The organism is Companilactobacillus baiquanensis (assembly GCF_003946605.1).
Classification (GTDB): domain Bacteria; phylum Bacillota; class Bacilli; order Lactobacillales; family Lactobacillaceae; genus Companilactobacillus; species Companilactobacillus baiquanensis.
On the sequence record NZ_RHOQ01000003.1, the window covers coordinates 232,588 to 255,592 of the forward strand.

Consider the following 23,005-nt stretch of genomic DNA (forward strand, 5'->3'; position numbering starts at 1 on the left):
ATTAATGTCATATCAAATGAGTGATAGACCGATTAAAATTTTTGCATTGAATTCAAATAAACCGCTAGCAGAAAAAATTGCCGAGGAAGTAGGACTTCCTTTAGGTAAATCATCAGTTACACGTTTTAGTGATGGTGAAATTCAAATTAACATTGAAGAAAGTATTCGTGGTGCCGAAGTATTCTTAGTTCAATCTACTTCAGCTCCAGTAAATGATAATTTGATGGAATTACTGATCATGATCGATGCTTTGAAGCGTGCTTCAGCTCATGTTATCAATGTTGTTATTCCATATTATGGTTATGCAAGACAAGATAGAAAGTCTCGTTCACGTGAACCTATTACTGCTAAATTAGTAGCTAATATGTTGCAACGTGCCGGTGCTACAAGAGTTTTAGCACTTGATCTTCATGCTGCACAAATTCAAGGATTCTTTGATATTCCAGTTGATCATCTGATGGGTGCTCCTTTGTTGGCTGATTATTTCTTATCAAATCATCTTGAAGAAGATGCCGTAGTTGTATCACCTGACCACGGTGGTGTTACACGTGCTAGAAAACTTGCTGAATTTTTAAAGACACCAATTGCTATTATTGATAAAAGAAGACCTCGTGCCAATGTTGCTGAAGTTATGAATATTATTGGTAATGTTAAAGGCAAACGTGCCATTATTATCGACGATATGATCGATACTGCCGGTACAATTTCTCTAGCATCACAAGCTTTAATTGACGCTGGTGCTACTGAAGTTTATGCATGTTGTACACATCCGATCCTTTCAGGTCCAGCTATTGAAAGAATTGAAGCTTCACCAATCAAACAATTGATCGTTACAGATTCAATTAATCTACCAAAAGAAAAAATAATCGATAAAATGGTACAAGTTTCAGTTGGACCATTGATCGGTGATGCAATTCGTCGTATTCACGAAAATGAACCAGTTAGTCCATTATTTGATACACGTTTCAAACGTAACTAAAAAAAGAACGGATAAATTCCGTTCTTTTTTGATAAATAAAAATAAGTGAGGGAAAATGTATGGAAGAAGTTAATACTTATATTGATGATTTAAAAAATACTATCGAACAAAGAGATCCAGATCAAACTGAATTTAAAGAAGCTGCTTTTGAAGTTTTGGATGATCTTAAGCCAGTTTTAAAACGTCATCCTGAATATATTAAAAGAAATATTTTAGGTTCTTTGATCGAACCAGAGCGAATCTTTCAATTTAGAATTCCCTGGATGGCTGATGATGGTACTTTTAAAATAAATCGTGGTTTTCGTGTTCAATACAATTCGGCGATCGGACCTTATAAAGGTGGTTTAAGATTACATCCCAGTGTTAATTTAAGTATTGTAAAATTCTTAGGCTTTGAACAAATTTTTAAAAATAGTTTAACTGGACTTCCAATTGGCGGTGGCAAAGGTGGTAGTGACTTTGATCCCAAAGGGAAATCTGATGCTGAAGTTATGCGTTTTTGCCAAAGCTTTATGACAGAATTACAAAAACACATTGGACCAGATCTTGATGTTCCAGCTGGTGATATTGGTGTTGGCGGTCGTGAAATCGGCTTTCTTTATGGTCAATACAAGCGACTAAATGGATCGAAACCAGGGATATTAACTGGTAAAGGCTTGACTTACGGAGGTAGTTTAGCCAGAACCGAAGCGACTGGATTTGGGTTGATATATTATCTTAATGCTTTGTTAGAAGATCATAATGATCATTTATCAGGTAAGAGGATCAAAATCTCTGGTTCAGGAAATGTGGCAATTTATGCTTTACAACGCGCAACTGATTTTGGGGCTAAAGTTGTTACAATGTCAGATTCTGATGGATGTATTTATGATCCAAACGGAATCGACCTCAATGTCATTAAACAAATTAAAGAAGTAGAACGCGGACGTATTAGTGAATATGTAAAACGTGTAGAAACAGCAACTTATTCAATGGATTCAGTTTGGGATCTAGATGTTGATTACGATATTGCACTACCTTGCGCAACTCAAAATGAGATTAATGAAAAACAAGCTGAATTGATGAATGTAAATGGCGTTAAATATGTTGCTGAAGGTGCTAATATGCCTAGTACACCAGAAGCAATCATTGCGTATAAGAAGAGTAATATTATCTATGTTCCAGGTAAGGCTTCTAATGCCGGTGGTGTCGCTGTTTCGGCCTTAGAAATGAGTCAAAATAGTGAACGTCTATCGTGGAGCTTTGAAGAAGTAGACAATCAATTAAAAAATATCATGGAAGATATTTATGTTAAATCTTCTAAAGCAGCTAAAGATTATGATTTAGGTGATGACTATCAAGCTGGAGCTAATATTGCCGGTTTTGAAAAAGTTGCCCAGGCAATGTACCAACAAGGATTAGTTTAAAAAAGAGCGTGCCATAAGGCGGTCAGAGACTGAGCATATTCGTAGATAAGTTGAGGTCTCTGCCTTATGGCACGCGTTTCAATTTTAAAAAAATAGGTCCAGTAATCTAAAAAATCAGATTACTGGACCTATTTATTTTAATATCTTCGATTATGGTCATTTTGTTGTTGATATCTTAATAAATCACGGATCTGTTGCAAGTATTCTAGTTGAGGATCTGTTTCTTCAACATTTTCGTCAAATTTACTTCTAGAGCCATCGCGACGCATTTTGTTCATAAGTTTAACGATCATAAAGATGACAAACATAATGATCAAAAAGTTGATGATGGCATTAATGAAATCACCAATTAGAAAAGTTGCACCTAAAACTTGGAATTTCATATCAGTTAAATCAATTTGACCAATAAATAGACCGATCAATGGGTTAAGAATATAGGTAGTCAACGCTGATACTAAACTATTGAAAGCAGCACCAACGATAACACCAACAGCAAGGTCAACAACACTACCACGAGAAATGAATTCTTGAAATTCCTTAAACATGTCGCGTAATCTCCTTCATTGTTGAATAAGTACAACAACAACTTTACTATATTTTGAGGTTTTTAAAAGGGGATGTAATGATATTTTTATTTAAATGTATTTAATCGGTAATCTTTGCGATATGTTCTTTGTATGCTTTTTTAACATCTTTTAATTCGGTTAATGCCAATTTTTGATCAACTTCATCAGTCATAGCTTTTTTAGTCTCGTCATCCCAATGATAAAAGTTACTCATATATTCGATCACTGGAGCTTGGATTTCTTTTTCGTGATTTATTGCAAAAAGCATTTGACTGCTTCGACGTAATAAATAATCGATTGGATGTTCGACCATTTCTGATTTTAGTCCATATTGCAACATCGCCCAGTCAATTCTAGGCAAATTGTCTTTTTTATTTTCAACAGGCAGTAAGTTATATACTTCTTCAACATTAGAGCCGTATCTTTGAACTAATTTTTCGGCATCTTCGCGGTCTAAATCGTAATTGATAACACCTTCTTGTGCCATATTGTCATAATATGACAACCAGCCTTCGTCACCGCCAACATCACCGCCGGATAAAGTGAGATTCTTAGTTTGTTCAGGTCTATATTCATAATCGCCTTCTTGAGCTAGTTGATTAGCTACTAAGTTAACGATTTTTTCAGCCATTTTACGGTAACCAGTTAATTTTCCACCTGCAATTGAAAGTAGACCGGAGTTTGATTGGAAAATTTCATCTTTTCGAGAAATTTCAGATGGAGATTTTCCTTCTTCTTGAATCAAAGGACGAACTCCCGACCAGCCAGATTCAACATCTTCTGGTGTGAGTGTTTGTGGGAGATCAAACATTTGATTGGCAGCGGCTAAAATATAAGTTACATCTTTGACTGTGATACTTGGTTCTTTAGGATCGTCATTCCAAGTTGTATCAGTTGTACCAATATAAGTTTTACCTTCACGAGGGATGGCAAACATCATTCTATTGTCATGGAATGGTGTGTCAAAATAAATTGAGTTAGAAATAGGGAATTTTTCATGATCGAGCACTAGATGGACACCCTTAGTTAAATGAAGATGTTTACCTACGTTAGAACCATCCATTTCTCTTATTTCGTCGACCCATGGTCCACAGGAGTTAACAACTTTCTTAGCGAATATCTCACCAGTAGTTCCGGATATTAGATCTTTAAAAATAACACCACAAACTTTCTTTTGGCTATCATAAAGTAATCCAGTTACTTTAGTATAATTTGCAATTAAAGATCCTTCTTCGTTGGCTTTTTTAATGACTTCAAGAGTTAAACGGGCATCGTCTGTTCGATATTCCACGTAGACACCAGAACCCTTTAAATTCTCGCCTTTGATGAATGGTTCTCTTTGGAGCGTTTTTTTAGGGTCAAGCATATATTTACGTTCGGATGATTTAACTTGTGCTAAACGATCGTAAACATCTAATCCGATCGAAGTAGTAAACGGTCCAAATGTTCCGCCATAATAAAAGGGGAGCATCATTTTTAGTGGAGTTGTAATTTGTGGAGCATTATTATAAACAATTGCACGTTCGCTACCGACTTCATGAACTTCATTGATGGCAGCTTGTTTCAAATAACGTAGACCTCCGTGAACTAACTTGGTCGAGCGACTGGAGGTACCAGAAGCAAAATCACGCATTTCTAATAGTCCGGTACTAAGCCCGCGAGTTTGAGCATCTAAGGCTATCCCGCTACCAGTAATACCACCGCCGATTACTAATAAATCGAGTTCTTGATCTTGCATTGATTTCAAATTATCGATTCTAGTCGTGTTTGAAAATTCCTTCATAAAAAAGCTCCTCCTTAAAAATTATAATTATATTCTATTAAAATAAGCCAAAAGTTGAAAGCGTTTGAAACTGAAATTGAAATTAAACGATCATATCGTTGTGGATATGGCTTTGGAACGCATCGTAAAATCCACTGAAGATATCGTTTGAATGTTCAACAATCATTGTTTTAGGGAAATAAAAACGTTCATCGCCGGTTATTTTACCGGTTAAGGCATTTACCAAACGGCTAATAGTAGAAAGTTCGATCAGTGAGCCGTCGTCTTGCATGATTTCGATTTGGGTTTTACGTTTATTTTGACGCGGGTTATAAATATCGTAAGGTAAATCGAAACTGGTGTTTATAGCCGTATAATAATTCTTATCAAATCCGGTATTTTCAACCAATTCAGCTAATTCTGGTAATTTAGCTTTAGTTTCATGATTGTATTGTGCTGACTTGAAAGGTTTTCTACTCAAAAAACGATATGCTAAGTCTTTGAGTATTTCATCAGGATAGCTTTGCCAAAGGGTAAAGTAAGTATTCAAAATTCCATCGTCAAGTGACAAATAATCGTCGATACTAACATTTTCCGTAAAGAAGGGTACTAATAAACTTGGCATTTCAAAGCCATTCATTTGATTATGTTTATATAGATCTTTAGCGCGTTGCAATAATTTGGTTAGAACTACTTCCATACCTCTAGAGACTGGATGGAAATAAATTTGCTGATACATTTGGAAGCGGCAGAGAACGTAGTCTTCAACCGCATGCATACCGTCATTGTCAAAGGCGATACCTTTATCATAAGGACGCATAACACGAAGGATCCTTGTTAGATCAAACATCCCATACTTAGTACCAGTAAAGTAGGCGTCACGTAATAAATAGTCCATCCTGTCAGCATCAATTTGACTTGAGATCATTTGAACTACTTGCGGATTAGGGTAAGTATGATCAATAACGCTAGCTACTTTTTCGGGGAAGTCATCTGAAACTTGTCTTAGGACGTGATTGATTTCAGTTTCCTTTGAAGTGATTATTTTTTGCGTCCACATTTCATGATCGGTATTAAAAATATGCTCAAAAGTGTGGGAATAAGGTCCATGACCTAAATCATGCAGTAACGCTGCACATAGTGCCACGATACGTTCATCATCATTCCAAAGACCATCTCCAGGTTCTTTAGTAGGATAGTTTCTTTGAAAATTATCACAGATCTGGCGAGTTATTTCGTATACCCCCATGCAATGTGTGAAACGAGAATGTTCCGCCCCTTGAAAGGTAAACGATGATGTTCCTAACTGTTTAATTCGACGTAATCTTTGAAACTCTTTAGTGTTGATCAAATCTAAAATAACTTTATGCTGGACATGAATGTAGTTATGAATCGGGTCGCGAAAGACCTTTTCCCTTGGTAGCATTTGAATTTTCATTCACTTACCTCCGCTAACTTATCGTTTTTGTAAATTAAATCTTCCATGGTTTGTTGATAGGCATCAAGATATGGAGCTGACTTTTGAATTATATTGAATTGTTTTTTGTCGACAGTATATTTTTCTTCAATAGTTTTCAGAATACGTAACTTGGCATCTTCAATTGTTAGTTCTTGGTTTAATAAGGTATCTAGATTTTCCATACAATGGATATCGATTTTTGGAAAGCCGATTTTCTTATTAACCGGATAATCGCTTATTTCATAAAAATCTTTCATTAGCTGGGAACGTTTCTTTTGATCGCCGTTAATACTGATGTAGGCCATAATTGCTACACCATCACCTGAACGACGTTGAGAGATCCCGGCAATTTTTTTACCGTCTATACTTAAATCATATGTACCAGGGCAGTACGAATGTTCGATCGTACCAGTAGCAATATCTTTTGAAAAAGTCTTTTGCATTATTTGATGCATTTCTTCATAAGCTTGATCGATTGTGATATTGTTTTTATCAGGTAAAAATAACGTGAAATTTAGAATCCCATCGTCAGTTACGACACCAAGGCCCCCTGAATTACGTACATAGTAAATATAATTTTTTTCGGCTAAGCTGTTAAGTCCACCTGGAAGGTTGCTTAATCGCTGATCTTGTAATCCTAGAATTACGGTTTTGGGTGTTGTCCAAAAATGAGCGACAGGTATTTTGCTTTCGGAAACGAATCGCAAAATAGCCCCAGTATCCGCAAAAGGATTGAGCATTTCTTCATCTTTTTTGATTTGTTGGTCGTATAATAAAATTGTATTGTTCATTGACTGGATCACTTCTTCTAAATATAATTGTTATTTTAATTTTATCATGTAGAGGCGCTATATATTGGAAAATAATAGTTTAGATGTAAATGTAGAGTTAAATATGGAAATATCCCAAGCTGGAGAATTAACTCATACAAAAATTTTTGAGCCTGGGATGCTGACACGAGTGGGAAATTCAACTTATTTGCGATTCAATGAAAAACTCGATAATGACGAGCAGGCTAAAATTTTATTGAAGATCGCCGATAATGGTGAAATTCATTTAAAGCGTGTGGCAGAAAGTACCAATTTAGCTTCATTACTGTATTTTACAAACCAAGATCATAATAGCGGACACATAGAAACTGAATATGGAATTATGCCATTACAGACTTTTACGAGAGATTCTCAAGTAGAAATTCTTGATAGACCGCTTTCAGGAAAAATAAATATTGATTATGACTTGATTTACGATAATAATATAGTAGGAAATTATAAGTTTAGATTGATTTTTAAGGCGTAGCTAGATATGATTATTAGTAAGACGCTGCGAAAGGACGTGTACCGTTTGGAACTTGAAAAATTCAAGAATCAAAACAAAGAGGAACTTTCTCTAATCGAGGTAGCCTACGAAATCCTTGATAATAATAACAAAGAAGCTATGAACTTCTCTAACATTGTTAATAAAATACAAGATTACTTAGGCAAGACTGATGAACAAATTAAAGAAGGTCTTCCACAATTTTATACCGATTTGAATAATGACGGCAGTTTTCTCTCGCTTGGGGAAAATGTTTGGGGATTGCGTGAATGGTATCCATTTGACTCTGTTGATGAGGAAGTAAATCATCCTGAGGATAACGGAACTGAAAATACTCATAAGGCAGCACAAAAAGTTAATGCCTTCATGAGTGATGATGTCGAAGATGATGATGTAATTGATTACGATGATGATGGTGATCTAGAGGTAAATGATATGGATGATGACGATGACGATAGTAGCGACTCATCAAATGGTCCTGATTTATCTAAATTCACTAACTCTGACTTGTCTGTCGATGATGACAGTGATGATGAAAAAGATACTGGTCTTGATGATGGTATTGAAGGTCAATTAACAGAATTTGATAGTGACGACGCTGACGCAGATATCGACCTTGATGAGGAAGATGATGACGACGACGAAGATGATGACGATGAAAACGATGACATCTAAATTTATAGATTAAAAGTTTGACGAGTGAGTTATATAACAGTATTATATTGTTTGGGCTCTATTAGATTGTCTAATTACAAGTTCCCTGTTCAGTGTGAATAGGGGACTTTTTTATTTTTATTTAAGAAATCCCTTTCAAAAATAGCAATAGTATGTGGAGGAAAATATGACAAAATATATTTTTATTACAGGTGGAGTTGTTTCATCTCTTGGTAAAGGAATCGTTGCTGCATCCCTTGGTAGATTATTAAAGAATCGTGGACTTAAAGTAACAATGCAAAAGTTTGATCCATACATCAACGTGGATCCTGGAACTATGAGTCCATACCAACACGGTGAAGTTTATGTAACAAATGATGGTACAGAAACTGATCTTGATCTTGGACACTATGAAAGATTCATTGATAATGATCTTAATAAGTATTCAAACGTTACAACCGGAAAAATCTATTCCGAAGTAATCCGTCGCGAACGTCGTGGTGATTACAATGGTGCAACTGTACAAGTTATTCCACATATTACAGACATGATCAAACAAAAAATTATGCGTGCCGCTACTACTACTGATTCAGATGTAATTATTACTGAGGTCGGTGGTACTGTTGGTGATATTGAATCACTTCCATATCTTGAGGCATTGCGTCAAATGAAGTCAGAAGTTGGTTCAGAGAACGTCGTTTACATCCATACTTCTTTAGTTCCATATTTAAGAGCTGCTGGTGAAATGAAGACAAAGCCAACACAACATAGTGTTAAGGAATTACGTGGAATCGGAATCCAACCTAATATTTTGGTTGTTCGTACGGAACAAGAAATGCCACAAAGCATGAAAGATAAAATTGCATCATTCTGTGATGTTGATTCAGAGGCCGTTATCGAATCTCGTGATGCTGAGTCACTTTATGACATTCCTTTAAATCTTCAAGCACAAAACTTTGATGATATTGTATGCCGTTATTTGCATTTGAATACTAAAGAAGCTGACATGACAAACTGGAATAAACTAGTAAATCGTGTCCATAACTTGAAACATACTACAAAAATTACTTTGGTCGGAAAGTATACAAAGTTACAAGATGCTTATATTTCTGTTACAGAAGCACTTCGTTCGGCTGGATATGTATATAATACTGATATAGAATTAAAGAAGATTTCAGCAGATGAAATTACGGAAGATAACGTTGCTGAACTTCTAAAGGATGCTGATGGTATTTTAGTTCCCGGTGGCTTTGGTAGTCGAGGACTAGAAGGTATGATCACAACTATTAAGTATGCCCGTGAAAATGATGTTCCTTATTTTGGAATTTGTTTAGGTATGCAAATGGCAAGTATTGAATTTGCTAGAAATGTTGCCGGAATTTCTGATGCGACAACTGGTGAAGTTGATGACAATGCTGCTAATAAGATCATTGATATTATGGCTGATAAAAAAGATCTTGAAGATCGTGGCGGTACATTACGTTTGGGTGCATATCCATGTAAGTTAAAACCAGGTTCAAAGACTGCAGCAGCTTATGGTAATCAATCAGTTATCCAAGAAAGACATAGACACAGATATGAATTTAATAATGATTATCGCAAACAATTTGAAGAACTTGGACTTAGTTTCTCAGGAGTTTCACCAGACAACCGTTTGGTAGAAATTATTGAAGTTCCAGAAAACAAGTTCCATATTGCTGTGCAATATCATCCTGAATTTTTATCCAGACCAACGAAGCCAGAGGGATTATTCAAGGCATTTATTGGTGCTGCATCTGGTCTTGATGAAGAAAATATGTAGTATTAGTTTAAAATAGTTAGGGAAAAGCTTATGCAAAAACTTGTAATAAATGGTGGAAAAAAGTTATCAGGTGAAGTTACTATTGGAGGTGCTAAAAATAGTACCGTAGCACTTATTCCGGCGGCAATTTTATCAGATACTCCTGTGGTGTTGGATTCAGTACCACAAATTAGAGATGTTAAAAACTTACGTTCAATTCTCCAAGATATGAACGTTTCTTCTTCAATGGAAGATGATGTATTAAAGATTGATCCGACACAGATTCAATTTGCCGAATTGCCTAGTGGTAAGGTAAGTAGTTTGCGTGCATCATATTATTTCATGGGTGCTATGCTAGGAAGATTTGGTAAGGCGGTAGTAGGTTTTCCCGGTGGGGATGACATTGGACCTCGTCCCATTGATCAACATATCAAAGGCTTTGAAGCACTAGGGGCACATGTTGAAAATAAGCATGGTCAAATCATTATTACGAGTCCAGAAGAGGGCTTAAAGGGAGCTAAAATTTTCTTAGATATGGTTTCGGTAGGCGCAACTATTAATGTAATTCTGGCAGCTGTTAAAGCTAAAGGAACTACTGTGATAGAAAATGCAGCTAAAGAACCAGAGATTATTGATCTAGCAACCTTTTTGAATAATATGGGAGCAGTGATTCGTGGTGTTGGTACTGAAACTATCCGTATTGAGGGAGTGGATACACTACGTTCAAATAATGCTCATACAATTATTCCTGATCGAATCGAAGCAGGAACTTATTTAAGTTTGGCTGCTGCCAATGGCGGTGGTATCTTAGTTAAGAATATTATTAGTGAACATTTGGATGCTTTTATTGCTAAACTCGATGAAATGGGCGTTAATTTAGATATTGGTGAAGATAGTATCTACGTTAACGAATCACCTAATCTTAAAGCGGTCAATATTAAAACGATGCCATATCCAGGCTTTGCCACTGATTTACAACAGCCTATAACGCCGTTATTAATGCAGGCGCAAGGAGAAGCAATGGTGATCGATACCATTTATCCAAAGCGTGTTAAACATATTTCAGAATTAAATAAGATGGGCGCTAACATTACTAGTGAAGATGACTTGATCTTAGTTAGAGGCGGTGCACATTTGCAAGGTGCTGAAGTTTCAGCTGAAGAAATTCGTGCCGGTGCCTGTTTAATGATTGCTGGATTAATGGCTGAAGGAGAGACTGTTATTGACAACGCCGAAAATATCTTAAGAGGATATGATCAAGTTGTTAATAAGTTGCGAGCTTTGTCAGCTGATGTTGCATTAGTTGGGACAGATGATTTAATTTAATATTGACAAACTAATATTAAGCTGTTAAATTAATTTTTAGATTAAAACAAGAGAGGGAGTGCAGCCGTTGAGAAATTAAGTTGAAATTTTAAATTATACAAAATAAGTGTGTAATTTGACTTCGACTTTATTTCTACAACTGCGCCTTCCTGTAAGTAAGAATGGGAGAACGCTGTTTAATTAGCGTTCTTTTTTGTTGGAATGAAACTGGTCAAATGCACAAAGGGGTGCATGCAGTATGGGAACTATTCAAATAGAAAATATGAGTTATAAATATGATCAAATGGTCGACAATCTTTTTGATTCATTGAATTTACAAATAGATGAGAGTTGGAAATTAGGCCTGATCGGTCGTAACGGACGTGGTAAAACCACTTTGATGAAAATATTATTAGGTCAATTACCATATCAAGGTAAAATCGTTTCTAATTTGAACTTTTATTATTATCCACAAAAAGTTGTTAATAAAAATAAATCGACGACTGAAGTGATCAAAGAGTTAACGGATCTAGAAGAGTATGATTTTTGGAAGATCGAAGTAGAACTTGAAAAGTTAAAAGTCAAAAATGATATTTTGAGTCAAACTTTTTCAACACTTAGTCCAGGTGAGCAGACAAAAATATTATTAGCAATTTTGTTTATTGATGATTATGGCTTTCAATTGATAGATGAACCGACTAATCATTTGGATATTGATGGCAGGCAAGTAGTAGCGGATTATTTGAAAAGTAAACAAGGATTTATCGTCATCAGTCACGATAAGACTTTTTTGAATGAAGTTATTGACCACGTGATTTCCATAAATCGTCAAAACGTTGATATTTATAAGGGAAACTTTGATGTTTGGGAGCGTGAGAAAAATTTACAAGATCAATCGCAATTTGATGAAAAAAGACAGCTAAAAAAAGATATTTCCCGATTGCATGAAACAGCTGTTAAAAGGGAAAACTGGTCTAATCAATCAGAGAAACAAAAGAATAAGACAGGATTACAAAAGGTTAATCTTGATAAAGGTTTTATCACCCATAAAGCTGCTAAAATGATGAAAAAAGCCAAAACTGTTTCTAAACGTGTCGATGAAGAAATTGAAAAGAAACAATCACTGTTAAAAAATATCGAAATCGAAGAACCGATCCAGTTGAATTATCATGAATTGAATCATCCTAAAACGCTTATCAAAGTTGATAATTTGGAATTAATTCATGAAGATGTTAGAACGCCTAAAACGAGTTTCAAAGTACCAGTTGATCAAGTGGTATCTTTGATTGGTAAGAATGGTATCGGCAAGACGACGATCTTTAAACAATTATTAGGTATTGAGCAGCCATTTGAACAAACCGGTGATATTTTGATTGCTAAGGGAATCAAGATTTCTTATTTGGCACAAGAAGATCAATTAGTAGGCAATATTAGGCAGCTAGCACAGGATAAAAAAATCGATCCGGAGATGGTTTTTTCTAACTTGCGTAAATTAGGTTTTGAAAGAAATCTTTTTGAGCAGAATATTGAAAGTATGAGCCAAGGTCAGAAAAGAAAAGTCGCTTTGGCGATCAGTCTATCGCAAGAGGCCAATTTGTATTTTTGGGATGAGCCATTAAATTATTTAGATGTAATTACTCGTCAGCAAATCATTGAAGCAATAAAAAAACAGCATCCAACTATGCTGTTGATCGATCATGATAAAGACTTGATCGATGAAATATCTGATCAAAAAATAATCTTGGAAAACTAGAATTATATTGAATATTATTGCTATCCATGATAACATTAAACACCGTTAGTAAATTTAATCTCTATTTCTGCAAAAGATTTAGGGCAAAGGAGCGACATAGAATGAAAACAGGAATTCATCCAGAGTACCATCAAGTTGTCTTCATGGACTCATCAACAGGTAAGAAGTTTTTAGCTGGTTCAACTGTTAACTCAAGTGAAACAACAGATTATGAAGGTACAGAATATCCATTAATTCGTGTTGAAATTTCATCTGACTCACATCCTTTCTACACAGGTAAACAAAAGTTTGCTCAAGCAGATGGACGTATCGACCGTTTCAACAAGAAATATGGTTTGCAAAACAAATAAAAAGCCATCCTTTCTCGGGAAGGCTTTTATTTTTTAGCTTTTTTTGACTTCATATGTGAAAATACCCATCCAAAATTGATTAAAGCTAGAATACTTGTACTTATGAATACAGCCGAGTAACTTAAGATGCTGGAGATATAAGACCCTAATAAAGGTCCGCAAACATTTCCGACTGATTGAAATGATTGGTTATATCCAAAGATTCTACCTGTATATTTTGCATCGGCGTTTTTGGCTAAGATGGTCTGGACCTGTGGGAACAAACAGGCATCAGAGATACCAACTAGGAATCTTAAGATACCTAGTTGCCAAACGTTTGTAACAAACGCCTGTGGTATATAGACAATAACGGCAAAGATCAGACCACCGATCAAAATCTTGCCTGTACCTATTTTATCTCCTAAAGCACCAAACCTTGGTGCGGCGATAACATTAGCAATACCTGGCATAGCCGCGATCACCCCAGAAATAAGGGTAACTTTGTCGGAACCATTCATTAATTGCTTAACGTACAGACTGATGATCGGATTGATCGAGTTGTTTGATGTTTGGATGATCATTGTCGTAACAAACATTGCCAAAATTAAATTGGGATTCTTTAATTTATGAAAAATCTCAGTTGTACTCGCTTCTTCTTCCTTTGTAACTGGTTTAAAATCTTCTTTTATAAAGATGACTACTAGAATGAATGCTGTAAATAGTAAAGTTCCGGTAACCATAAAAGGAATTCTAAAGCCGAGATATTGTGCGATCACACCACCAGCTAACGGTCCTAACAGCGTACCGGAAATAACACCAGTATTTAAGGTTCCAAGTGCTTTTCCACTTTCGGATCTTGGTGCGGTTGAGGCAATTAAAGTGCTGGCATTACTAACGAAACCAGAGAAAACACCTTGCAGCAGTCTTAAAGCAACTAATTGCCAAGGAGCTGTTACAAAAGCTTGTAAATAAATGACGATCGACATTCCGAGCGCGGCACGGATAAGCATTAACTTACGACCTTTTCGGTCAGCAATTTTCCCCCAAATAGGAGAAGCAATTGCCATGACTAAAAAGGTAGATGAAAATGCAATTCCGTTCCAAATTACAAGTTGACTTTTTGTGAAATTGCCTAGCTGATTAATGTATAATGGCATAAAGGGTGTAATCATACTGAAGCCAATTCCTGTCATAAAAGTGCTGAACCAAAGAACCTTTAGGTTCCTTTTCCAATAGTTATTACTCTGGGGTTCATCTTTTGTTTGGGGAGTCATAATACATCAAGTCCTTTCTAAGTAATTTAGTATACTCTTTTTATATAAACAGTATTAAATATTTGTTAGAATTGGGGAATTTTTTTTCATGAAAATGAAGTTAAAAGAAGTTTATTCTGCTTTAAAATTAGACGTTGACGATATTGTTGATATTGACGTTACCGGAGTCTGCTTTGATAGTCGAGAGGCTAAAGCAGGCGACTTGTTCTTTCCATTAAAAGGTGAACGAGATGGACACGATTTTATCAACAATGCGATCGAAAATGGTGTACATGCTACAGTATGGCAAAGTGACCATGAAATTCCAAATCGTGACATCCCATATGTTGTAGTTAAGGATGTTGCTAAGGCTTTCGATACTTTAGCTAAGTATTATCTTGCTAAGGTTAACCCTAAGGTTGTAGCAGTGACTGGTAGCAATGGAAAGACGACTACTAAAGATATGATTGCTAGTGTCTTAGAGACAAGTAACAATGTTGCCAGGACCCAAAAGAGTTTTAACAATGAAATAGGTGTTCCTTATACGATTTTAAACATGCCTATCAATACGGAAGTCTTAGTAGTAGAAATGGGCATGGATCGTACTGGTCAAATTGAACATCTAAGTAGTCTTGCTAATCCTGATATTTCGGTTATCACTATGATTGGTGAAGCACATATCGAGTTCTTTGGAACTAGAGATAAAATTGCTGATGCCAAAATGGAGATAGTTTCACATTTGCAAGAAGACGGCAGATTCATATATGACGGGGATGAACCTTTACTTAGAGATCGGGCTAAGAATGTTGAACAGCGAAAGTATACTTTTGGACGTAAAGATGATGACACTCTTTATGCTACTGAAATCAATGCTGGTAAAACTTCTACAACTTTTAAAACTAATCTTTGGCCAGAGATTGAATTTACAATTCCAATGATGGGCGATTATAACGTTAATAACGCACTTGCAGCATTATTGGTTGGACTAGAATCACATATCAAACCAGAAGCAATGCAAAAGGCTCTTAAGAACCTTTATGTAACAGAAAATAGAACTGAGTGGTTGAAAGCAAGTAACGGCGCCGATATTTTGAGCGACGTTTATAATTCTAATCCAACCGCTGTGATCGAAGTTTTGAGCAACCTCAAGAATATTCCAACAAAGGGAAGAAGAATCCTTGTGCTGGGCGATATTTTGGAATTAGGCGATGCTTCTAGGGAACTACACGAATCATTGGCAGACTATATTAATTCAGACGATTTTGCCAAAGTATATTTAGTCGGCGATTATATGAAATATTTAGCCGCTAAGCTGACTGATAAATACAGTTCAGATAATTTAAAGTGGTATCAAAAAGATCAGTTAGACAAATTAACTGATGATATTAAGAAAGATTTAAACTCAAGTGACACATTATTATTGAAAGCAAGTCATGGAATCCATTTAGAAAACGTTTTACATGCGTTAATTTAAGTTTGCCATTTGAGAATGATAGAAAAACGTGATAAAGTAAACGTCTGTGATTTTATCGTGTTTTAACTTGGAGGATTTTTGTGAAATTTAACGAATTAAATTTAGATTCAAAACTATTAAGTGCTGTTGATGAAGCCGGGTTCGAAGAAACAACCCCCATCCAAGCACAAACTATTCCGCTAGTATTAGCTGGCGATGACGTGATTGGACAAGCCCAAACAGGTACCGGAAAAACTGCTGCCTTTGGACTTCCTATCTTAGATGCAGTAGATATGGCTTCAAACGACATTCAAGCCTTAATTATTTCACCTACAAGAGAATTGGCCATTCAAACTCAAGAAGAGTTATATAAATTAGGCCGTAAGAAAAAAGTTAGAGTTCAATCAGTTTATGGTGGCTCTGACATTAGAAGACAGATTCGTGCTTTAAAGAACCATCCTAACGTTCTTGTTGGAACACCAGGACGTTTACTTGATCATATTAACCGTCACACGGTTAAATTAGCTAATGTAAAAACAGTTGTGCTAGATGAAGCCGACGAAATGCTAGACATGGGATTTGTTGAAGATATTGAAAGCATTTTATCTAATGTTCCTCATGAACATCAAACACTACTATTTTCAGCTACAATGCCTAAACCTATCATGAAGATCGCTGATAAGTTCATGACTGATCCTAAAGTTGTTAAGATCAAGTCAAAGGAACTAACAGCAGATAATATCGATCAATATTTTGTTAAGTCACGTGACTTTGAAAAATTTGATTTGATGACACGTATCTTTGATGTACAAGCACCAGAACTTGCTTTGATCTTTGGTCGTACAAAACGTCGTGTTGACGAATTGACAAGAGGTTTACAAGCTCGTGGATACAATGCAGAAGGTATTCATGGTGATTTATCTCAAGATAAGAGAACTAGCGTCTTACGTAAATTTAAGGCTGGAAAATTAGACTACTTAGTAGCTACTGATGTTGCTGCTCGTGGACTTGATATTTCAGGTGTATCACATGTGTATAACTATGATATTCCTCAAGATCCAGACAGTTATGTTCACCGTATTGGACGTACTGGACGTGCCGGACATTCTGGTGTTTCTGTAACTTTTGTTACACCAAACGAAATGAGTTACTTACGTACGATCGAGAATCTTACTAAGAAACGTATGACACCACTAGCTCCACCTTCAGATACAGAAGTTCTTAAAGGTCAAATGGAGTCTGTTAAAGATGAAATTAAAGATACTTTGACAAACAACAACTTAGATCGTTTTGACGATGTTGTTAAAGAACTTCTTGGCGAGTATTCACCAGAAGATCTTGTCAAAGTGTTATTAAATGACATGATCAAGGATGCTGAAAGTGTACCAGTTAAGATTGCTCCTGAAAGACCACTTCCATCAAGAAAAGTTAGCCGTAACAAGTCAGGTCATGGCAGACGTCATCGTGGAAATGGAAACTATCGTGGTGGACGTAACGAACATCGTTCAAGAAATCGTGACGATCATCGTGGCGGCCACTCAAACCATTCAAACGGCGATAAACGTCGTAGTGGCAATGGTGGAAACAAGAAGAAACAAGGTCAATCAAAGAAATCATTTAAGATTAGAACAACAATCTAAGCTTGAAGATTTAGAATTATCATAAAATGTTTTATAATAAGTGACATGAGGGGACAAGGTAATTAATTTTACTTTGTCTTTTTTTGAGAAAAAATGATGGAGAATGATAGATGATAAAAGGATTGGGAGTAGACATTGCCGAAATTGAGCGAGTAAGAAATATTTACAGACGTTTGCCAAAATTTGCAGATAAAATTCTTACATCTGAAGAACTTGAAGCATTTAATGCCAAAAAAACTGAAAAAGCTAAAATGACCTATTTAACTGGTAGATTTTCTGCCAAGGAAGCTTTTACTAAGGCTATGGGTACAGGACTTGGTAAAATAGGATTTCATGATTTAAGCATTTTAAATTACGAATCTGGTCAGCCTTATATCAAAACAGAAATTTTTTATGGTAAAATATTCATTTCCATTTCAGATACGGACGAATTAGTGATTACGGAAGTAATTCTAGAGGAGGATAATTAATGTTACCATCAACACATAGACCTGCCTACGTTGAAGTGAGCCTAGATAATTTGAAACATAATTTACAAAGTGAGATCAAAAGTGTTCCTGAAGGGACCGCTGTATTTGCCGTTGTGAAGGCGAATGCCTATGGTCATGGCTTAGTTAGAGTGGCGAAGGCAGAAGTTGAGTATGGGGCCTCTGGGCTCTGTGTAACAACGCTAGATGAAGCTCTAGAGATACGTAACGCTGGAGTTAAAGTGCCAATTTTAGTTTTAAGTATCACACCGGTAGAACATGCCATTTTAGCTGTTAATAATGATATATCATTAACGATCGGCTCTTTAGATTGGTTAAAACAAGCAGTTAATGAAGATATTTCGAAGTTAAAGATCCATATTGGAATCGACAGTGGTATGGGCCGGATCGGATTCCGTGAGAAAGCAGACTTAGTTGAGGCTTGCAATTTTATTAAGGACAATCCGGATAGTTTTATTCCAGAAGGATTATTCACTCATTTTGCCACAGCTGATAATCCTGATGAAACATATTTCTTAAAACAGGTGAAACGATTTAAGGAAATGAAAGCAGACTTACCAATCGATTTTAAGTATGTCCACTGTGCTAACACCGCAACGGCTTTGTGGCATAAAGATCTCGCTATAAATATGGTACGTTTTGGAATCGGCTTGTATGGATTAAATCCATCAGGAACGGATATTCCAGAAGTTCCTTTTGAATTAAAGCCAGCACTAAGTTTGCATTCACAATTAGTCTTTGTTAAAAAGATCGATAAAGGTGAAAAGGTTGGCTATGGTGCTACATACACCAGTGAAAAACCAGAATGGATCGGAACAGTACCGATTGGGTATGCAGATGGTTGGCTGAGAAGGATGCAAGGCTATGATATTTTGATAAATGGTCAAAAGTGTCCAATCGTTGGCCGAATCTGTATGGATCAATTTATGGTTAAACTACCTGAAGAACTACCTGTGGGTACGAAAGTTACTTTGATAGGTAAAGATGGCGATAAAGAAATTACTGCCACAGACGCTGCTCAATATGCAGGAACGATCAATTATGAGATACTCTGCTGTTTGACAGATCGGCTACCTAGAATTTACAAATAAGAAATAAAACAAAAAGGATGAAGTCTTAGACTTCATCCTTTTTGTTTTATGAGAAAAATTCCCATAAAAATTTTTTTAGTTTGAATTGTTAACAATCCAATTTATATTCTCTGGCGGGAATGTGTGGGAATCGAACCCACCCAAGAAGCTACTAACCCCTCATACTAGTTTTGAAGACTAGAAGGAACACCAGAACCTATCCACTCCCAGAAATAATGATAGCATAAAAATATCAATATTCAACTTAGGTTTTAGAAAAAGATGTCAAGGAATAAAAAATATTCCATATGTATATAAAAATATTACATTGTGATTGATTGTGTTAACAATTGTAACCGCACATTATACTACAAAGAATTCAATTATGGTAGTGTGTCAAGTGTTTTTATTTTTTTAATAAATATACAAATTGCTATTAAAATTATGAATATTTTGTGATACTATGAACTTGCGAATGAAAACGTCAACATTTCGCTATTACATTTGGAGGGAGGTGAAATGATGGAAAAAGTCACATATTTACTAAAGCAACACGTTGGTGCACCCGATAAACCAATTGTCGAAGTTGGCCAACATGTTCTAAGAGGGGAACTTATTGCAGAGCCTAATGGCTTAGGTGCTAATATCCATAGTAGTCTAACTGGAACAGTCACAGCTATTGAAGATGACAGAATTATCTTGGATCCAGATGAGGAACAAGATATGGAAGACTACGTCAAACTTCCTGAAACTGATAATTATCTAGAAGCAATTGAAAACGCAGGTGTTGTAGGTGCTGGTGGTGCTGGATTCCCAACAGCAGTTAAACTTTCAAATAAGATTCCTGGTGGTTATTTAATCGTAAATGCCGCTGAATGCGAACCTTTATTTTGTCATAATACCGAAGTTGAAGAACGCTACCCAGAACAAATCGTCCGTGGTGTTAAATACTTACTAGAAATTACAGGTGCTAAAGTTGGTTACATTGCAATTAAGAAGATTCACCATGATGCAGTTATTGCACTTGGTAAAGCATGCAAGAATGAACCTAACATTCAAGTTAAATTCTTAACTAATATGTACCCAGCCGGTGATGAAAGAGTTATTGTTAGACAACTACTCGATATAGTTCTTAAACCAGGTGAACTACCTATTAAAGCTAATGCAATTATTCAAAACGTTGAGACAGTAAAAAGAATTGTCGAAGCTATAGAATTGAGAAAACCTGTTATTGATAAAGATATTACTGTTGACGGAAGAGTTAAGGAACATTCGACTGTATACGAAAATATTCCGATCGGATTATCAGCAAAACACTTTATCGATGCATCTGGTGGTTACATTAATCCACACGGTGATATTACTGTCGGTGGTCCATTTACTGGACACACTGGTACAGAAGAAACACCTGTTACAAAGACAACAAGTGGATTCTTAGTAGCAATGCCATACCCCGATACTCATGGCAAGAAGTTCGGTATTCTTGAGTGTGAGTGCGGTGGACAGGAACCTCGTCTTCGTGAAATAGTTGATAAAATGGGTGGAAAAGTAGTTTCGTTCCGTCGTTGTAAGAGAATGGTTTTAGTAAATGGAAGATATCGTTGTAGTCTTCCAGGAATTTGTCCTGGACAGGCTGATGCAGTCCTTGGAATGAAGAAAGAAGGAGCTGAATCAATTTTGACGGGAACATGTCAAGATTGAACAAACACCGTAACCGGTGTAGCTCCTCGTGTAGGAGTTTCAGTTTATCATTCTACAGATCACGTTTTAAGAGCAGCAGGTCATAGACTATATCGTAAACTTCCAGATGATTTTCAATCTAAGTAATTTTCAAGGGAGGTAGACAGGATATGTCTATAACTAAAGAAACAGCAATGGATCATATTAATGACCCAGCTGTCCTATGCTGTAGAGCAGAGGGCGGAATTACTATCGAAGCACCAAATTTGGAAGATCCATCATTATTTGATGATTACGTAGATTCCGGACTTCTCGAATTACCAGACGATGTATTAAAAATCGGACAAGTACTAGGCGCAACATTGAGCAAAACAACAGATGCACTTATTCCATTAACAGCTGCAAATGTTGATAATATTCAAACAATGGACGACGATTCTAGTGATGACGATGATTCATCATCTGATGATGATAGTGCAGATGCATCAGCACCTGTAGCTACTGAAAACGTAGAAACTGCAAATACAACAGTTGCACCAGCTTCTGTAGCAAGCACTTCTAATGGAACAATTAAAATTGATATCGCTGAAGGTAAAGGAATTCATCTAGAAGTTCCTATGGCATCAGCAGTATCAGCTGCACCAGCAGCTCAAAGTGAAGCTAAGTTAGCTGCCGACAGTAATGCCGCTGCAGCACCAGCTTCAGATGACTCAGCCGCATCAGACGATGATGTTGAAGCTAAAGTCGTTAGAGAGTTGGAACGTGATCATGTTAAGATCGACAAAGTAGACTTTGGCGACAAGACAGAGATCAATGGTACAACATTGACTATTAGAACACCTAAAGAATTGTGTGAAGAAGCTGTTGAAACTCAAGATATCGTTAAAGATATGACTTTAGACATCATTACACCTGACGATTATGACAAATATAGTGAAACAATCATGGATGTTCAACCTATTGCTACAAAGACTGAAGGAGAAATCGGTACAGGTGTTACACGTGTTATCGATGGAGCTGTCTTTGTATTAACAGGAACAGATGAAAACGGAGTTCAAATTGGTGAATTCGGTTCATCTGAAGGTGAAATGAGCAAGAATATTATGTGGGGTCGTCCTGGTTCACCAGATAAAGGCGATATCCTCATTAAAGCTCAAGTAACAATTGAAGCAGGACGTAACATGGAACGTGTAGGTCCTCTAGCTTCCCACAAAGCCGCTGATGTTATTACTCAAGAAATCAGAGAAGCCCTTAAGAAGGCTGATGCTAGTCTTGTAACTGACAAAGAAGAAATCAAACAAGTACGTCATCCAAGTCAAAAACGTGTTGTTATTGTTAAGGAAATCATGGGACAAGGTGCTATGCATGATAACTTGATCATGCCTATAGAACCTGTTGGTACATTAGGTGCTAAACCTAACGTTGACCTTGGTAACTTACCAATTATGCTATCACCACTTGAAGTATTAGATGGTGGTATCCACGCATTGACATGTATTGGACCTGCTTCTAAGGAAATGTCTCGTCACTACTGGCGTGAACCTATGGTTAAAGCAGCCATGGAAGACGAAGATATTGACTTAGTTGGTATTTTATTTGTTGGTTCACCACAAGCAAATACTGAGAAATTCTATGTTTCTAAGAGACTTGGAATGACTGTTGAAGCAATGAACCTTGATGGTGCTATTGTTACAACTGAAGGATTTGGTAACAACCATATTGACTTCGCATCACATATCGAACAAATCGGTCAAAGAGGCGTTCCTGTTGTTGGTATGTCATACTGTGCCGTTCAAGGTGCTCTTGTTGTTGGTAACAAGTACATGGACGCAATGGTTGATAATAACAAATCTGCTCAAGGTATTGAAAACGAAATTCTTGAGAACAACACATTATGTCAAGAAGATGCAATCAGAGCTCTAGCTATGTTGGAAACAAAGATGGCTGGCGGTAAGATTGAAAAAGCTGAACGTAAGTGGAATCCAAATGTTAAAGAAAATAACCTTAAGGTTATCGAAGAACATGACGATATCAAGATCGACAGAGCTCCAAATGAGCAATCATTGCCAAAGAGCAAGAAGAGACTTGAAATCTACGAAAAAGAATAATGAATG

The 23,005-nt window shown here is 36.3% G+C and carries 19 protein-coding genes and 1 tRNA gene; 14 read left to right on the top strand and 6 right to left on the bottom strand.

Annotation, left to right across the window (positions count from 1 at the left end; genetic code table 11):
* Positions 1–4: 4 nt before the first annotated feature.
* Positions 5–979: a ribose-phosphate diphosphokinase gene (locus EKM77_RS06680; RefSeq protein WP_125593288.1), complete on the top strand. Its 975-nt coding sequence runs from the start codon at positions 5–7 to the stop codon at positions 977–979.
* Positions 980–1,038: 59 nt separating this feature from the next.
* Positions 1,039–2,385 carry an NADP-specific glutamate dehydrogenase gene (gene gdhA / locus EKM77_RS06685; RefSeq protein ID WP_125593289.1) on the top strand — a complete coding sequence of 449 codons (1,347 nt, stop codon included), beginning with the start codon at positions 1,039–1,041 and terminating at the stop codon, positions 2,383–2,385.
* Between the two features lie 137 nt (positions 2,386–2,522).
* Here gdhA and mscL read toward each other — a convergent pair whose 3' ends face one another.
* From mscL to EKM77_RS06705, 4 genes are all read right to left on the bottom strand, one after another.
* The gene (mscL, locus tag EKM77_RS06690) at positions 2,523–2,930 is read right to left on the bottom strand and encodes a large conductance mechanosensitive channel protein MscL (RefSeq protein WP_125593290.1); all 408 of its coding nucleotides are present in this window, start codon (positions 2,928–2,930) and stop codon (positions 2,523–2,525) included.
* Between the two features lie 100 nt (positions 2,931–3,030).
* On the bottom strand, positions 3,031–4,734 hold the full coding sequence (locus EKM77_RS06695; RefSeq protein ID WP_125593291.1) for a glycerol-3-phosphate dehydrogenase/oxidase: 1,704 nt from the start codon (positions 4,732–4,734) through the stop codon (positions 3,031–3,033).
* 82 nt (positions 4,735–4,816) lie between these two features.
* Positions 4,817–6,151 carry an HD domain-containing protein gene (locus EKM77_RS06700; protein ID WP_225425201.1) on the bottom strand — a complete coding sequence of 445 codons (1,335 nt, stop codon included), beginning with the start codon at positions 6,149–6,151 and terminating at the stop codon, positions 4,817–4,819.
* Positions 6,148–6,963, bottom strand: coding sequence for a lipoate--protein ligase family protein (locus tag EKM77_RS06705; RefSeq protein WP_125593292.1), 816 nt, complete (start codon positions 6,961–6,963; stop codon positions 6,148–6,150). The genes EKM77_RS06700 and EKM77_RS06705 overlap by 4 nt, the downstream gene beginning before the upstream one ends.
* A 64-nt stretch (positions 6,964–7,027) precedes the next feature.
* On the opposite strand from EKM77_RS06705, the gene EKM77_RS06710 reads away from it, so the two are divergent.
* From EKM77_RS06710 to EKM77_RS06735, 6 genes are all read left to right on the top strand, one after another.
* Positions 7,028–7,468, top strand: coding sequence for a DUF1934 domain-containing protein (locus EKM77_RS06710; RefSeq protein ID WP_125593293.1), 441 nt, complete (start codon positions 7,028–7,030; stop codon positions 7,466–7,468).
* Positions 7,469–7,513: 45 nt separating this feature from the next.
* Complete coding sequence (rpoE, locus tag EKM77_RS06715; RefSeq protein ID WP_125593294.1) at positions 7,514–8,161, top strand: DNA-directed RNA polymerase subunit delta; 648 nt, start codon at positions 7,514–7,516, stop codon at positions 8,159–8,161.
* Between the two features lie 166 nt (positions 8,162–8,327).
* Entirely contained in the window at positions 8,328–9,941 is a 1,614-nt protein-coding gene (locus EKM77_RS06720; protein WP_125593295.1) for a CTP synthase, read from the top strand.
* A 30-nt stretch (positions 9,942–9,971) separates the two neighbouring features.
* The gene (locus tag EKM77_RS06725; protein WP_125593296.1) at positions 9,972–11,246 is read left to right on the top strand and encodes a UDP-N-acetylglucosamine 1-carboxyvinyltransferase; all 1,275 of its coding nucleotides are present in this window, start codon (positions 9,972–9,974) and stop codon (positions 11,244–11,246) included.
* Between the two features lie 238 nt (positions 11,247–11,484).
* Positions 11,485–12,978 carry a ribosomal protection-like ABC-F family protein gene (abc-f, locus tag EKM77_RS06730; protein WP_125593297.1) on the top strand — a complete coding sequence of 498 codons (1,494 nt, stop codon included), beginning with the start codon at positions 11,485–11,487 and terminating at the stop codon, positions 12,976–12,978.
* 101 nt (positions 12,979–13,079) lie between these two features.
* Positions 13,080–13,328, top strand: coding sequence for a type B 50S ribosomal protein L31 (locus EKM77_RS06735; RefSeq protein ID WP_057764770.1), 249 nt, complete (start codon positions 13,080–13,082; stop codon positions 13,326–13,328).
* A 26-nt stretch (positions 13,329–13,354) separates the two neighbouring features.
* On the opposite strand, the gene EKM77_RS06740 is transcribed toward EKM77_RS06735, so the two are convergent.
* Positions 13,355–14,581 (bottom strand): multidrug efflux MFS transporter, encoded by a 1,227-nt coding sequence (locus tag EKM77_RS06740; RefSeq protein ID WP_125593298.1) that lies wholly within the window; start codon positions 14,579–14,581, stop codon positions 13,355–13,357.
* An 88-nt stretch (positions 14,582–14,669) separates the two neighbouring features.
* On the opposite strand from EKM77_RS06740, the gene EKM77_RS06745 reads away from it, so the two are divergent.
* From EKM77_RS06745 to alr, 4 genes are all read left to right on the top strand, one after another.
* Positions 14,670–16,034 carry a UDP-N-acetylmuramoyl-tripeptide--D-alanyl-D-alanine ligase gene (locus EKM77_RS06745; protein ID WP_125593299.1) on the top strand — a complete coding sequence of 455 codons (1,365 nt, stop codon included), beginning with the start codon at positions 14,670–14,672 and terminating at the stop codon, positions 16,032–16,034.
* Between the two features lie 80 nt (positions 16,035–16,114).
* Complete coding sequence (locus tag EKM77_RS06750) at positions 16,115–17,653, top strand: DEAD/DEAH box helicase (RefSeq protein ID WP_125593300.1); 1,539 nt, start codon at positions 16,115–16,117, stop codon at positions 17,651–17,653.
* 110 nt (positions 17,654–17,763) lie between these two features.
* Positions 17,764–18,123, top strand: a complete 360-nt coding sequence (gene acpS, locus EKM77_RS06755) for a holo-ACP synthase (RefSeq protein ID WP_125593301.1) — start codon at positions 17,764–17,766, stop codon at positions 18,121–18,123.
* Positions 18,123–19,232: an alanine racemase gene (gene alr / locus EKM77_RS06760; protein WP_125593302.1), complete on the top strand. Its 1,110-nt coding sequence runs from the start codon at positions 18,123–18,125 to the stop codon at positions 19,230–19,232. Before acpS ends, alr begins: the two co-directional genes overlap by 1 nt.
* A 111-nt stretch (positions 19,233–19,343) precedes the next feature.
* Here the strand turns inward: alr and EKM77_RS10960 are convergent.
* Positions 19,344–19,440: transfer RNA gene (locus EKM77_RS10960), tRNA-Sec, on the bottom strand.
* A gap of 293 nt (positions 19,441–19,733) precedes the next feature.
* On the opposite strand from EKM77_RS10960, the gene prdC reads away from it, so the two are divergent.
* The gene (gene prdC / locus EKM77_RS06765; protein ID WP_263852897.1) at positions 19,734–21,038 is read left to right on the top strand and encodes a proline reductase-associated electron transfer protein PrdC; all 1,305 of its coding nucleotides are present in this window, start codon (positions 19,734–19,736) and stop codon (positions 21,036–21,038) included.
* Between the two features lie 23 nt (positions 21,039–21,061).
* Positions 21,062–22,999 (top strand): D-proline reductase (dithiol) proprotein PrdA, encoded by a 1,938-nt coding sequence (prdA, locus tag EKM77_RS06770; RefSeq protein ID WP_125593303.1) that lies wholly within the window; start codon positions 21,062–21,064, stop codon positions 22,997–22,999.
* Positions 23,000–23,005: the final 6 nt, after the last annotated feature.

Coding starts and splice junctions, on each gene's coding strand:
- EKM77_RS06680 (WP_125593288.1), top strand. CDS start 5: ATGTCATATCAAATGAGTGATAGACCGATTAAAATTTTTGCATTGAAT.
- gdhA (WP_125593289.1), top strand. CDS start 1,039: ATGGAAGAAGTTAATACTTATATTGATGATTTAAAAAATACTATCGAA.
- mscL (WP_125593290.1), bottom strand. CDS start 2,930: ATGTTTAAGGAATTTCAAGAATTCATTTCTCGTGGTAGTGTTGTTGAC.
- EKM77_RS06695 (WP_125593291.1), bottom strand. CDS start 4,734: ATGAAGGAATTTTCAAACACGACTAGAATCGATAATTTGAAATCAATG.
- EKM77_RS06700 (WP_225425201.1), bottom strand. CDS start 6,151: ATGAAAATTCAAATGCTACCAAGGGAAAAGGTCTTTCGCGACCCGATT.
- EKM77_RS06705 (WP_125593292.1), bottom strand. CDS start 6,963: ATGAACAATACAATTTTATTATACGACCAACAAATCAAAAAAGATGAA.
- EKM77_RS06720 (WP_125593295.1), top strand. CDS start 8,328: ATGACAAAATATATTTTTATTACAGGTGGAGTTGTTTCATCTCTTGGT.
- EKM77_RS06725 (WP_125593296.1), top strand. CDS start 9,972: ATGCAAAAACTTGTAATAAATGGTGGAAAAAAGTTATCAGGTGAAGTT.
- abc-f (WP_125593297.1), top strand. CDS start 11,485: ATGGGAACTATTCAAATAGAAAATATGAGTTATAAATATGATCAAATG.
- EKM77_RS06735 (WP_057764770.1), top strand. CDS start 13,080: ATGAAAACAGGAATTCATCCAGAGTACCATCAAGTTGTCTTCATGGAC.
- EKM77_RS06740 (WP_125593298.1), bottom strand. CDS start 14,581: ATGACTCCCCAAACAAAAGATGAACCCCAGAGTAATAACTATTGGAAA.
- EKM77_RS06745 (WP_125593299.1), top strand. CDS start 14,670: ATGAAAATGAAGTTAAAAGAAGTTTATTCTGCTTTAAAATTAGACGTT.
- acpS (WP_125593301.1), top strand. CDS start 17,764: ATGATAAAAGGATTGGGAGTAGACATTGCCGAAATTGAGCGAGTAAGA.
- alr (WP_125593302.1), top strand. CDS start 18,123: ATGTTACCATCAACACATAGACCTGCCTACGTTGAAGTGAGCCTAGAT.
- prdA (WP_125593303.1), top strand. CDS start 21,062: ATGTCTATAACTAAAGAAACAGCAATGGATCATATTAATGACCCAGCT.